Genomic DNA, 12,885 nt, shown 5'->3' on the forward strand with positions numbered 1-12,885 from the left:
GGATATTTATAAATTTCGGAATAATATTCATATTTTTGAAATATTTTTGATATTTATTCAATTCTTTTTCAGAAAGCAAAACTATAGTATTAAAAAATTTATCTCTTTTAAGATCTTTTGCTTTATAACTTTGAAATACAACATGCATAATTTTTATACATCAAGTGTTTTTATTTTTAAAAAAGAGTTGTATAAAAATACATTATTAGAAATTACCATATCATATTGGTTTGCTATTTTTTTACTTTAAAATCCCTAATTCTCTTTTGAATACTTCTAAAATATAAACTTTTAAATATATTTTTAGAATTTCTGTATTTATATTTATCAAAATAACTTACACCAAAATCATAATAAAACAATACCTTAATATCAGGATGAATAAAAAACATGATTTATTTTTATTTTCTTTATATACTTAAAATATGAACTTCAAGTCCATCTTCATAAAAAGCATTTGCCGTATTAGAAGCTACTCTACCACCTCCACCTAGAACGACCTAAATCGTGTATTAATAATAAAATTTTCATAATTTTCCTCTAGATTACAGCTTTATATTTTTTTTATTTATAAATTTATAATATATATATTCAAAATATAACTTCATTTTTTGTATAAAATCTTTATCCTTGGAGTTTTTTATTTTTTCTTTGATAAGTTTATAATATTTACTACTTTGTCTTTTAAACAAAATAGTATGCTTAATATCATTAGGTATGAAATTAAACAATGAGTCAAACCATTCGTAGCATCTAACTATATTATAGTTTTGTGGATAATTTCTTGAACACCACAAAAACATAATTTGGTCATCATCTACTATGTTAAACGATAAAAAACATTGCATGCATTCATACAAATTTTTTTTAAAATTACTCCAAGCTCTACTACCCCCATATATTAAACCACCTATTAAAAATGGTTCCATGTTGTAATAAATTTCAGGAATAGTGTTTGCTTCTTGATCTTTTATAGAAAAAAAGTTGATTTTATCATCTATTATATTTTCTTGTTTTTCAAGTAAAAAATTAAACTGCTCTTTGTTAATAAAAAAGCCATCTCCATGATTAAAACCAAAATCAAGCCACATTATATTTTCGCTTGTAAGATTTCTTTCTATTGCATCACAAACAAAAAACGGTTTTAAATACATAAGATAGCAATATAGCGGAGAAATACACTCTATATTGTTAGGATTTTTACGATGTAAAGTTTGATTATAATTCTTAAATGTTTCCTTGATTTTGTTTAAAGTTTGAAGATCAAATTCATTTAATTCTTTTACAATAATTGTGGTTTTACCCTCTAAATAATATTGTTTTCTTTTTTCTAAAATCAATTCTTTCATATCTTCTGTAGTATAAATAATTACATGATTTTTAAGCCCTGACCAAAAATCGAAATAAGATAAATACTGATCATTACTCCTTGTAGTTCTACCAATATTATAAAAAGCTGTAACAATAGTAATTTCATTTTGCATATAATACACCTTAATTATTTTTGATATTATATCAAAAAAACTTTTTAGGAATTTATTATGCAAATATATCAAAACAACCATTTGCTTTATAATAATCTAACAAAAAAATTAAGCTCATTTATACCCATTAAATCAACAAGAAGAAAATTAAGAAATCATATCCAATATAAGTTAGAACACCCTAAAGTAGCTAGTTATCTTTCAAAAAATTATGTCAATCCTTTTTTAGAAGGGAGAATTCCTCATTTTGATTTTGAAAAAAAACATCATTTTAAAAACGATAAAATTATTTGGCAATTTTGGTATCAAGGTAAAAATCAAGCTTCACATATGATACAACAATGTTTCAATTCAGTGCAAAATCAAATGAAAGATGACTACACAATCATCATTTTAGATAAAGATAATATAAAAGATTACCTTGATTTTCCACCATTTGTTATAGAAAAATTAGAAAATAATTTTTTTGGAGAAAAAACTATAACTTTTTTTTCAGATCTTTTAAGAGTATGTTTGCTTGCAACTTATGGTGGCATATGGTGTGATGCAAGTATATTTTTAAGCTCTAAAATTCCTAGTGAACTTTGCGATAAAGACTTTTTTACCTTTGAAAGATCAAAAATAAAACCTAGCAAAGAAAAATTGAAAAAATTTATTAAAAGTGGATATTTTTCTTATGGATATTTTAATTGGAATGATGATTTTAAGGTTAAAATGCTAAATAGTTTTATAATCTCAAAATCTCATCATAAAAATATCCAAGCTATGAAAGACATACTTATATACTATTGGTCAAATGAGAAAAATTCTAATAACTTTTATTATTTTACTTTTCAAATTATCTTTGAACTTTTAAAAGAACATGGCTTTATAAATGATACTTATAAAAACATGAGCGATATAGAATGTCATTTATTGCAATTTAGCGCCAAAGAAAAATTTAATTCAACTCTTTGGGAAGAAATTCAAAAACAAAGTTTTTTACACAAACTCACGCATTTTAAATCTATAAAAAAAGATTCAATGATAGATAAAATCATCTTGCAAAGTTGATTTTATCTAAAAATACCTTTTATTTTTTGGCAAATTTTCCAAAGATCATAAGGGATTTTTGTCTGGATAAAAGGTTTGATTATAGGTAATTTTTCCTTTAAATTTAAAGGATCTTTTTTAAATTTTTTAATCATCAAAGCCTTTTTTACATAAAAAGGCAAAAAAGCCTCTTTTATGGCTTGAGAATTTTCACTTTTTTGATCTTTAAAAAATTCTATCAACTCCAAAGCTGTTATCATCCTACTTGCTGCTTTTAAATAGTTTTTTGCCTCTTTAGCATTATCTCCAAAAAATTCATACAAGTCTTTAAAATACTCTGACACATTTGCCTTTGTAACTTTTTTATCATGATTTGATATACTATTTGCCCTCAAACGGCATAAGTACAATCTTTTTGGTAAAATATAGATACTATCAGCACTCGCAAACAAAACCATGCCAAAATGAATATCTTCATTGATGATTTTGTTGATAAATTTAAGTTTTAATTGTTTTAAAAATGAAAAATCTATCATACCACCCCAGCTAAATGAGATATCCCTCGAACCTACTTTTATAGCTTGCTTAGCATAGTCTCTTGGAGTGATAGTGCATTCTTGAGTAAAATTAAATACATTCATTCTTGTTTTTTGACCCTTATCTTCTATACCATCATCATAAATACAAGCATGGTCAAACCATAATACATCTACATTTTGCATTCTCGCAACACACTCTTCTATGCAGTTTAACTCCCAATAATTATCAGAATCTAAAAAGATAATATAATCAATCTTTGAAATTTCTAGCTTATCACTCGCTAAAGCATTTTTGTACTTATAAATTTTATAAATATTTTGTGGATTATCGCCAATAATCTTAAAAACATTTAATTCATTTTCTTTTTCAATATATTGTGTTTCATATTCACCATAAAAATATTCTATACCTACATTTCTTGCACTACTCAAACCACCATTTTTTTTATCAAAAAGAATAATTCTTTTATCTTTTAAAGTATATTCTTTTGCAATATTGAGTGAGTTTTCATCTGTACTGCCATCATTTACTAGTATGATTTCTAAATTAGTATAAGTTTGATTGATTACACTGTCTAAACATTCTTTTAAATATTTTTCTACATTGTATATGGGGATTACTACGCCTACTTTTTTCATACTTTATCTCCAAGTTGTTTTTTCATTTTTTATAGTTTCAAGATAAATTTGATGATTGATTTCAAGCATATTTTTGCTATTTTCTTCATGGTAAATATGATAAGCTAGGGCATTAAATTTAAGTCTTTTAAACACTCCATTATTAAATAAAAACCTAGCTACAAACTCGCTATCTTCCCTACCCCAGCCTATAAATTTTTCATTAAATCCCTCAATGGCTTCAAAATCACTTTTATAAAAACTCATATTGCAAGTTTTACTACCTTTAACAAGTTGTGATTTTTTAAAAAATTTCTTAGTTAACTTTGAAAATTTATATACACATTTAGCTAAAAAAATATTTCTTTGATTTTTAAAACCCTTTTTGTTAAATGCCAAACTAAAATCATTTTTGCTTAAAAGTTCTTTGCTTTCTTTTTCATTTAAAATAGCTCTTGAGCCTTGTAAAATAGTCTTTAAACTAGCAAATTTTAAGTGATCACCGATGAAGTTTTTCTCTAAAATCATATCCCCATCAATTAAGATAATATATTCGCTATTAGAAGCATTAATTGCCTTATTGCGACTTGCCGCAGCACGAAATCCCTCATCTTCTTGCCAAATATGCTCCAACTTACAAGGAAAATCTTTTTGATAAGCTTGTATAAGCTTAACTGTATCTTCCCTACTTCCATCATCAGCTATTAAAACCTCATCTGGTAAAGGTTCTAAGTTTTTAACGCTATCAAGCACTAAAGCAAGCCTTTCTTTTTGATTATAGGTTGTGATGATTAAAGCACAAGTTTTTGGCTTTTGCTTTTTAAGTTCATATAATTTCATATATTTAAAAAAAGCTCCAAGTCCATTGCAAGTACTTATAATAAAGCCTTTATAACCATAAAAAATCCCTTTTTTCAAAACATAATTTCTAAAAAAAGTCCAAATTCCTCTTAGCAATGCCTTGCAAACACTACTTTCTTTGTGTAAATTTTGCAAAGCCCAAAGCTTAGAGTATTTTTGAAGCTTATCTAACAAACTATCGATATCCTCAAAAGCAAAATGCCTCAAACCATTTTGCAACTTAATCTTTTTGCTATCTTCATGTAAAATCAAACTCTCATGCACCAAATTTTCATTAAAACTTGTATGGGTTTTATTAAACACCCGCATTACATAATCAGGCCACCACCCACAAGCTTTAATCCACTCTCCATTGTATAAATTTTCTCTTGGCAAAGCTATGATATCTTCTTTATTAGGCTCGATTTTCCTTAGCTCTTGTAAAAATTCTTTCCTAGCAAGCTCATCTGCGTCAATATTAAAAATCCAATCATTACTAGCATAACTTATGGCTAAATTTTTCAAAGGTCCAAAACCTATAAATTTATGTTGATAAATCTTGATATTTTTATAGTTTTTACTAAACTCATAAGCAATTTTTAAAGTATCATCATTGCTATCATTTTCTATTAAAACTATCTCACCAAATTCTTGCAAAGACTCCAAACAAGCCTTTAAAGTTTTTTGAGCATTTTTAACAATCATTATCACACTAATTTGCTTTAAATCCATTTTATATCCTATAAATACAACTCATGATTGTATCTTTTAAATCTCTTATGAAAGAAAAAATACTCATCAGGTTTAATTTTAATCATCTCTTCACAACACTTTGCTTGATACTTAGTAAGCTCTTCTACACTTGCTTTACTTGCGTCTAAAGCCTTAAAAGTTTTTACAAAAAATTTCCCATCTTTTTGATACACAAAACAAGGTAAAATCATAGCATTTGTTTTTTTAGCAAGCACACTTGCACCTGCTATAAAATTTACTTCTTGGTTAAAATATTGTATTTTTACACTTTCACCATCTACCGCATCTTGATCGGTTAAAATTCCAAGTGATCTACCTTCTTTTAAGGCTTTTAGCATTTTTTTAAGCCCGCCTTTTTTTTCTATAAGTTCTATGTTAAACTGCGTGCGATTTTTACTTAAAATTTTATCCATTATCACACTATCAAGCGCTCTTCCAACTATGGAAATTCCTTGAAATTTAGCTCCAAAAGATAAAGCCAAAAGTTCCCAGTTACCATAATGAGCCGTAGTTACGATCAAGGGTCTTTTACTTTGCATTATATTTAAAATTTGCTCCTCATCATCAAAGCAAATTTTATTGATGATTTCTTCTTTGCTTGCATTTTGATTTTTGATAAAATCAATCCCAAATTTAGCAAAATTTTTATAAATATTAAGACTAGTTTCATCGCGCCATTTTTGATCTTTTTCAGGAAAGCAAATTTTTAAGTTTGTGTCAATGATTTTACGGTGCTTATGATTTAACTTATAAGTGATTAAAGCAACCAAATTTACAAAAGAGCTTAAAAGTTTTGAAGGTAAAATCTTCACAAGAACTTTTAACATGTAAAAAAGGCTTAGATATACATAATTTATCATTTTTCTAAAAGCTCACAAGCTAGTTTAAAAATATCTTTTTCATCGATATTTTGTATGCAAAAATCACTTTTATCTATATGTTTTGAATGCAGTATTTTTTTACCTGCATTGATTGTTTTATTGATATTTGTTTCATAAGCATTTCTTTGACTAGGAGTAGCACCAAAAATCGTTATAGAAGGCTTGTTTAGTGCAAAGGCTAAATGAGTGGGCCCACTATCATTTCCGATAATCAAATCGCTTGCCTTAGTTAAAGCACAAAGCTCACTTAAGCTTAATTTTGGCGCAAGTTCTATTTTCAAATGCTTTAAATTTAAAACTATATCTTTAGCAAAATTAAACTCATTAACATTGCCCCAACCAAGCATGATTTTTGCACTAGTAAAATACTCCAAAAGCATTCTACAAAGTAGTATCAAACGCTCTTTTGGGTAAATTTTATTAGGCATAGATGAGCCTACATGTATGAGTATATTTGGCGCACTTTCACTTAAAGAAAGTCTTTGTTCTAAGCTTTCTTTTAACTCATCATCTACGCTAAAACAACTTTGTTTTAACTCTATGTCACTATGATCAAAATGTTCATTTAACACATAAGCTACCAAAGAAAGATTACGCACGATAATATTTTCTTCATAATTACACGCAAATTTATGCGTATAAAAATTACTCGCAAAACCCTCTTTGATACTTTCTTGATCAAAACCAAAAGTATTAGCACATAAAAATTTACTTACTAAAGCAGATTTAATCAAACCTTGCAAGTCAATCACAACATCATATTTATTTTGCCTAGCTTCAAAAAGCATAGCAAAAACTTCTTTGAATTTTCTATCTTTTAAAGGCAGGGCATATACCTCATTGATCATTGGATGATCTTGCAATAATCCTGCAAATCTTGCATCTGCAAACCAATCAATACTCGCCTTAGGATAATGCTTTTTAATAAATTGCAAAACAATTACCGCATGGATGATATCTCCAAGTGCGGATAACTTAACCAAACCTATTTTCATATGCTACTTTATTTTTAAATTTTCTGTTATGATTTTAACAAAGATTTTTTTAAAAAAAGGTTTATCATGCAAGAATATATTTGCGTTTTTGATTGTGAGAGCATTCCTGATGTAGAATTGATAAAACATCTTTATGGCTTTAATGGCGATGATTTAAGCATTAGCAAGCAAGCTTTAGAAAGACAAAAAGAAGAAAGCGGAAGTGAATTTTTACCCCTGCCTTTTCATAAAGTTGTAAGCATTTGCGCAGTGATTGCAGATCAATTTGGAAATTTCATCAAAGTCAATAAAATCAAAGGCGACAACGAAAAACAAATGCTAGAAGAATTTTTTAACTTCATAGACAAGCACCAACCCCGCCTTGTAAGTTTTAATGGCAAAAGCTATGACATGCCTTTGCTTGTTATAAGAGCATTAAAATACAATATCAACGCAAGTGCTTATTTAGATGCAAGCGATAAATGGAATAATTATAAAAGTAAATTTGTAGAAAATAAACATTGTGATTTATTAGAATCTTTAGGAAGTTTTGGCCAAAAAGGCTTAAGACTTGACACACTTTGTGCTATGGCAGGACTTCCTGGAAAGTATGATGTACATGGAAATGAAGTATTAGAACTTTTTTATCAAAACAAATTAGAAAAAATTCACGAGTATTGCGAGAGTGATGTATTAAACACCTATATGTTATTTTTAAAATACGAACTCATCAAAGCTAATTTAACCCAAGAAGATTATCTTAATATTTTAGAAAATTTCAAAGAAGAGCTTTTGCAAAAACATAGTGATAAAAGCTATCAAAAGCCATTTTTAGAAGCCATAGAAAAAGAAAAGAGCAAGTTTTAAATTAATTAAGAAAAGTATATTAAAATAACTATTATTAAATATCACAAAAAGGATAAAAATGAAAATTTTAATCACCGGTGGCGCAGGATACATAGGCTCTCATACTTTAAAACAGTTTTTAGAAACAAATCATGAAATTTGTGTATTAGATAATCTTTCAAAAGGTAGTAAAAAAAGCTTAGATGAACTTTCTAAAATCAGACCTTTTAAATTTTTTGAGCAAGATTTAAGCGATTATGCTGGGATTAAAAAACTTTTTAAAGAAGAAAAATTTGATGCAATTGTGCATTTTGCAGCAAGCATTGAAGTTCCTGAAAGCATGGAAAATCCTTTAAAATACTATATGAACAACACTGCAAACACAAGTAATCTAATCCAAACTTGTCTAGAAACAGGTGTGAAAAAATTCATTTTTTCTTCAACCGCAGCGACTTATGGAGAGCCACAAACTCCTATCGTAGATGAACAAAGCCCATTAGCACCGATCAATCCTTATGGACAAAGCAAACTTATGAGCGAAAAAGTCCTACAAGATGCTAATATGGCAAATCCTGAATTTAAATACTGCATTTTAAGATACTTCAACGTAGCGGGTGCTTGCATGAGTTATCCTATAGGTCAACGCTATCCAAAAGCTACTTTGCTTATCAAGGTTGCTGCTGAAGTAGCCACAGGAAAAAGAGAAAAACTTTATATTTTTGGCGATGATTATAATACCAAAGATGGTACTTGTATTAGAGATTTTATCCATGTTGATGATATTTCAAGCGCACATTTAGCTGCTTTAGAATACTTAGAAAACAACGAAAGCAACATCTTCAACGTAGGATATGGACACGGTTTTAGCGTAAAAGAAGTGATCGAAACCATGAAAAAAGTAAGCGGGGTAGATTTTACAGTAGAACTTGCACCAAAAAGAGCCGGAGATCCTTCTGTGCTTATTTCAAATGCGGATAAAATCAAAACTCTAACTAACTGGAAACCAAAATATGATGATTTAGAACTAATCTGCAAAAGTGCTTATGAGTGGGAAAAACAGTGTTAAAAAAACTTTTTTTTATACTCAATGCTCACGATAAAAGATTTTTATTTGCTTTGCTAATTTTTTCTATTTTTATAGGATTTATAGAAAGCTTTGCTATTTCTTTGATCATGCCTTTTGTATCAGTAGCAAGTAATTTTGAGCTTTTAGAAAAAAGCTCTTATTTTCAACCTATATATGAGTATTTTAATTTACCAAGTTACAAGATCGTTGCTTATTTTGGCTGTATATTAATTGCCTTTTATATTTTTAGAGCCTTTTTAAATGCTTTTTATTTTCATTTACTAGCACGCTTTTCTAAAGGGCGTTATCACAGCCTTGCTTGTCGTATTTTTGACAAATATCTACATCTTGAATATGAAAATTTCACCAATAAAAACCAGTCAGAACTTTTAAAAACCATTACTCAAGAAGTTTTTCACTTAAGTACTTTAATTAGTGCTTTTTTGCTTATGTTAAGCGAAAGTTTTGTGGTGTTTTTACTTTATGCTTTATTGTTAATTATCAACTATAAAATCACCCTAGCTTTAAGTGCTTTTTTACTTTTAAATGCTTTTATTTTGATCAAAATCCTCTCGCCCTTAGTAAAAAAAGCTTCCATAGCTAGAGAAGAAGCGATGAAAAATTATTTTGAAATTTTAAATGCAAATTTAAACAATCTTAAAATCATCAAACTCAAAACCAAAGAACAAAGCACGCAAAAACTTTATGAAATTCAAAGTGGACTCTTTGCCAAAGCAAACATTAGCAACGAAAGCATGGCAAGCATACCTAGAATTTACCTTGAAGGTATAGGTTTTTGTATGCTTTGTTTTATTGTGGTGTATTTGGTTTTAAGATATGAAAGTGATATTTCCTCTATCTTAGCAACCATTACTATTTTTGTAGTGGCTCTTTATAGACTTATGCCAAGTGCTAATCGCATCATCACAAGTTATAATGAAATCACATATTATAAAAACTCTTTAGATATTATTTATAATATGCTTAATGAAAAAGAAGAAAAGTTAGGCGATGAAAGTATCGAATTTAAAGAAAAAATCACTTTAAAAAATCTTTTCTTTGCCTATAAGGGTAAGAAAAATTTATTTAAAAATTTAAATTTTGAGCTAAAGAAAAATGAAAAAATCGCTTTTATAGGCAAAAGCGGTAGTGGTAAAAGTACTTTAGTTGATCTTATCATAGGACTTTTAAAACCAAGTGATGGAGCTATTTTAGTAGATGGGGTAAAACTCGATGAAAATAACATCAAAAGTTTTAGAAGTAAAATTGGCTACATACCTCAACAAATTTATCTTTTTAATGATTCTATTGCAAAAAACATTAGCTTTGGAGAAGAAATCAATGAAGCGCTTTTACACAAGGTGATCAAACAAGCTAATCTTGAAAGCTTTGTGAATTCGCTTGAAGAGGGAATACATACAAAAGTGGGTGATTCGGGTTCTTTTTTAAGCGGGGGTCAAAGACAAAGAATAGCCATAGCAAGAGCACTTTACCAACAACCTGAAATTTTAGTTCTGGATGAAGCAACTAGCGCACTTGATCAAGAAAGTGAAGCAAAAATCATGGAAGAAATTTATAAAATTTCAAAAGACAAAACCCTTATCATCATAGCTCATAGACTTTCAACTATACAAGGTTGTGATAGAGTATTTGAAGTAAATCATGGGTATTTAAAGGAAAAAATATGAAAATCACTTTCATTATAGCTACTTTAAATTCAGGTGGCGCTGAAAGGGTTTTGGTTACTTTGGCTAATGAACTTTGTAAAAACCATGAAATAAATATTATCAAATTTCATAAAGAAGACTCATTTTATAAGCTTGATCCAAAAATCAAACTTTTTACTCTAGAACAGTTTGATTTTTCTACGCTTTATAACAAAATAGCTTCACGTATTAAAAAATTCAATGCCTTAAAACAAGCACTCAAAGAGCATAAGAGTGATGTTTTTATCTCATTTTTAGACACTACCAATATCGCTTGTATTTGGGCGAATAAAGGCTCAAACACACCTTTAATCATCAGCGAACATAGCTCTCATACTTATTTAAAATCCAAAATTTGGAAATTTTTACGTCGTATTAGCTTTCCATATGCAAATGCTTTAACCGTGCTAAGTAATGATGATAAAAGCTATTATGAAAACTTTGTCAAAAAAGTTGTCAATATGCCAAATCCTTGCCATTTTAACCTCACAGAAGAAAAGCTAGAAAAAGAAAACAATGTCATCTTTGTAGGCAGGCTTGATCATAATAAAAATGCTTCTATGTTTTTAAAAGCCATAGCAAGGCTAGACATCAATCTACAAAATCAATATCGTTTTTTTATAGCAGGCGATGGAGAATTAAGACAAGATTTAGAACAAGAAGCTAAGAATTTAAATATTAAAGTTAATTTTTTAGGTAAAGTTGAAAATATGCAAGAACTTTATGAAAAAGCAAAAATAATCTGCCTTTGCTCTTTCATAGAAGGCTTACCAACAGTTTTACTTGAAAGTTTATATTATCAAGTAGCGCGCATTAGCACTAAATATACAAGTGGCCATAAAGATTTAATTAATGATGGAAAAGATGGATTTTTAGTAGATTTAGATGATGAAAAGGCTTTAAGCGAAAAACTCGCCCTTTTAATGCAAGATGAAAATTTAAGAAAAACACTAGCGCTTAATGCACAGCAGCGATGTAAAGATTATGAAGTGGCCAATGTAGCACAAAAATGGCTTGATTTGATCAAAGAAGTAAGGGTTTAACATGAAAAAACTAGCAATTTTTATTTATTCTTTAGGAAGTGGTGGTGCTGAAAGGGTTGTATCTACTCTATTGCCTGTGTTAAATTTAAAATATGAAGTACATTTGATTTTAATGAATGATAAAATATCATATGATATTCCTGAGGTCAATATCCACTACCTTGAAAAATCAAATCCAAGCGAAAGTAACTTAGCTAAATTTTTAAAACTACCCTTGCTAGCTATGAAATACAAAAAGCTTTGTGAAGATTTAAAAATCAATTTGCAATTTGTATTACTAAATAGACCTAATTATATTGCGTTAATGGCAAAATCTCTAGGACTTAAATCAACCCTTATTATCAATGAATGCACTACTCCAAGTGTGATTTACAAGCATAATAATCTAAATTCTTTTATCAATAAATTTCTTATTAAAAAACTTTACAATAAAGCAGATTTAATCTTGGCAAATTCCATAGGAAACAAAGAAGATTTAATACAAAATTTCAACATAGAAGCAAAAAAATGTGATATTTTATACAATGCCATAGATTTAGAAAGTATTATAGAAAAATCTAAAGAAGAAATAAACTTTAAAGATCCTTTTATACTAAGCGTTGGCAGGCTTGATCATGGTAAAAATCATGCTATGCTTATAAGAGCTTATGCAAAAGTTAAAACTGATTTAAAATTAGTCATTTTAGGCGAGGGCATTTTAAAAGATGAGCTTTTAGCTTTAATAGAAACTTTAAATTTAAAAAACAAAGTCTTTTTACTAGGTTTTGATAAAAATCCTTATAAATACATGAGCAAATGTGACTTTTTTGCTTTTGCTTCAAGTTTTGAAGGCTTTTCTAATGTTTTAATCGAATGCCTAGCTTGTAATACTGCCGTGCTTTGCACTGATCATAAAAGTGGCGCAAGGGAGTTATTTTTAGATGATGAGTTTGGACTTTTAGTAAAAGTAGATGATGAAAAAGCCATGCAAGAAGGCTTAGAAAAAATGTGCAATGATGAAGCATTAAAAGCTTCATATAGACAAAAGGCTTTTATGCGTGCAAAAGAATTTGATAAAATTAGCATAGCAAAGCAATTATTTGAATTTTTCAACAAGGCATAAA

Annotated in this window: 10 protein-coding genes and 1 pseudogene; 6 read left to right on the forward strand and 5 right to left on the reverse strand. The window is 28.4% G+C overall.

Features of this window, described 5'->3' with window-relative positions:
- Positions 1 to 545: 545 nt before the first annotated feature.
- Entirely contained in the window at positions 546 to 1,484 is a 939-nt protein-coding gene (gene yibB / locus CD56_RS06420; RefSeq protein ID WP_047208546.1) for a protein YibB, read from the reverse strand.
- A gap of 57 nt (positions 1,485 to 1,541) precedes the next feature.
- Between yibB and CD56_RS06425 the strand changes: the two genes are divergently transcribed.
- Entirely contained in the window at positions 1,542 to 2,537 is a 996-nt protein-coding gene (locus CD56_RS06425) for a capsular polysaccharide synthesis protein (protein ID WP_047208547.1), read from the forward strand.
- On the opposite strand, the pseudogene CD56_RS06430 reads toward CD56_RS06425, so the two are convergent.
- The 4 genes and pseudogenes from CD56_RS06430 to waaC all read right to left on the reverse strand — a co-directional run bounded on the left by CD56_RS06430 (position 2,521) and on the right by waaC (position 7,142).
- A pseudogene (locus CD56_RS06430) lies at positions 2,521 to 3,694 on the reverse strand (glycosyltransferase family 2 protein). The gene CD56_RS06425 and the pseudogene CD56_RS06430 overlap by 17 nt on opposite strands.
- A gap of 3 nt (positions 3,695 to 3,697) precedes the next feature.
- Complete coding sequence (locus CD56_RS06435; protein WP_047208549.1) at positions 3,698 to 5,245, reverse strand: glycosyltransferase family 2 protein; 1,548 nt, start codon at positions 5,243 to 5,245, stop codon at positions 3,698 to 3,700.
- A gap of 8 nt (positions 5,246 to 5,253) precedes the next feature.
- Entirely contained in the window at positions 5,254 to 6,126 is an 873-nt protein-coding gene (locus CD56_RS06440; RefSeq protein WP_047208550.1) for a lipid A biosynthesis lauroyl acyltransferase, read from the reverse strand.
- The gene (waaC, locus tag CD56_RS06445) at positions 6,123 to 7,142 is read right to left on the reverse strand and encodes a lipopolysaccharide heptosyltransferase I (RefSeq protein WP_047208551.1); all 1,020 of its coding nucleotides are present in this window, start codon (positions 7,140 to 7,142) and stop codon (positions 6,123 to 6,125) included. Before waaC ends, CD56_RS06440 begins: the two co-directional genes overlap by 4 nt.
- A 66-nt stretch (positions 7,143 to 7,208) precedes the next feature.
- Here waaC and CD56_RS06450 point away from each other — a divergent pair, with 66 nt between their 5' ends.
- The 5 genes from CD56_RS06450 to pglJ are packed head-to-tail and all read left to right on the forward strand — an operon-like array spanning position 7,209 to position 12,884.
- Positions 7,209 to 7,988 carry a 3'-5' exonuclease gene (locus CD56_RS06450; RefSeq protein ID WP_047208552.1) on the forward strand — a complete coding sequence of 260 codons (780 nt, stop codon included), beginning with the start codon at positions 7,209 to 7,211 and terminating at the stop codon, positions 7,986 to 7,988.
- A gap of 58 nt (positions 7,989 to 8,046) precedes the next feature.
- Positions 8,047 to 9,033, forward strand: a complete 987-nt coding sequence (gene galE / locus CD56_RS06455) for a UDP-glucose 4-epimerase GalE (RefSeq protein WP_039626879.1) — start codon at positions 8,047 to 8,049, stop codon at positions 9,031 to 9,033.
- A complete protein-coding gene (gene pglK, locus CD56_RS06460) occupies positions 9,027 to 10,721 on the forward strand; it encodes a BC-type lipopolysaccharide transporter PglK (protein ID WP_047208818.1) in 1,695 nt (564 codons plus the stop codon). Before galE ends, pglK begins: the two co-directional genes overlap by 7 nt.
- Positions 10,718 to 11,782 (forward strand): GalNAc-alpha-(1->4)-GalNAc-alpha-(1->3)-diNAcBac-PP-undecaprenol alpha-1,4-N-acetyl-D-galactosaminyltransferase, encoded by a 1,065-nt coding sequence (gene pglH, locus CD56_RS06465; protein WP_047208553.1) that lies wholly within the window; start codon positions 10,718 to 10,720, stop codon positions 11,780 to 11,782. The genes pglK and pglH overlap by 4 nt, the downstream gene beginning before the upstream one ends.
- A 1-nt stretch (position 11,783) precedes the next feature.
- Entirely contained in the window at positions 11,784 to 12,884 is a 1,101-nt protein-coding gene (gene pglJ, locus CD56_RS06470; RefSeq protein ID WP_047208554.1) for an N-acetylgalactosamine-N,N'-diacetylbacillosaminyl-diphospho-undecaprenol 4-alpha-N-acetylgalactosaminyltransferase, read from the forward strand.
- The last annotated feature ends 1 nt before the right edge of the window (position 12,885 follow it).

The organism is Campylobacter lari, from assembly GCF_001017575.1.
GTDB classification, from domain to species: domain Bacteria; phylum Campylobacterota; class Campylobacteria; order Campylobacterales; family Campylobacteraceae; genus Campylobacter_D; species Campylobacter_D lari_C.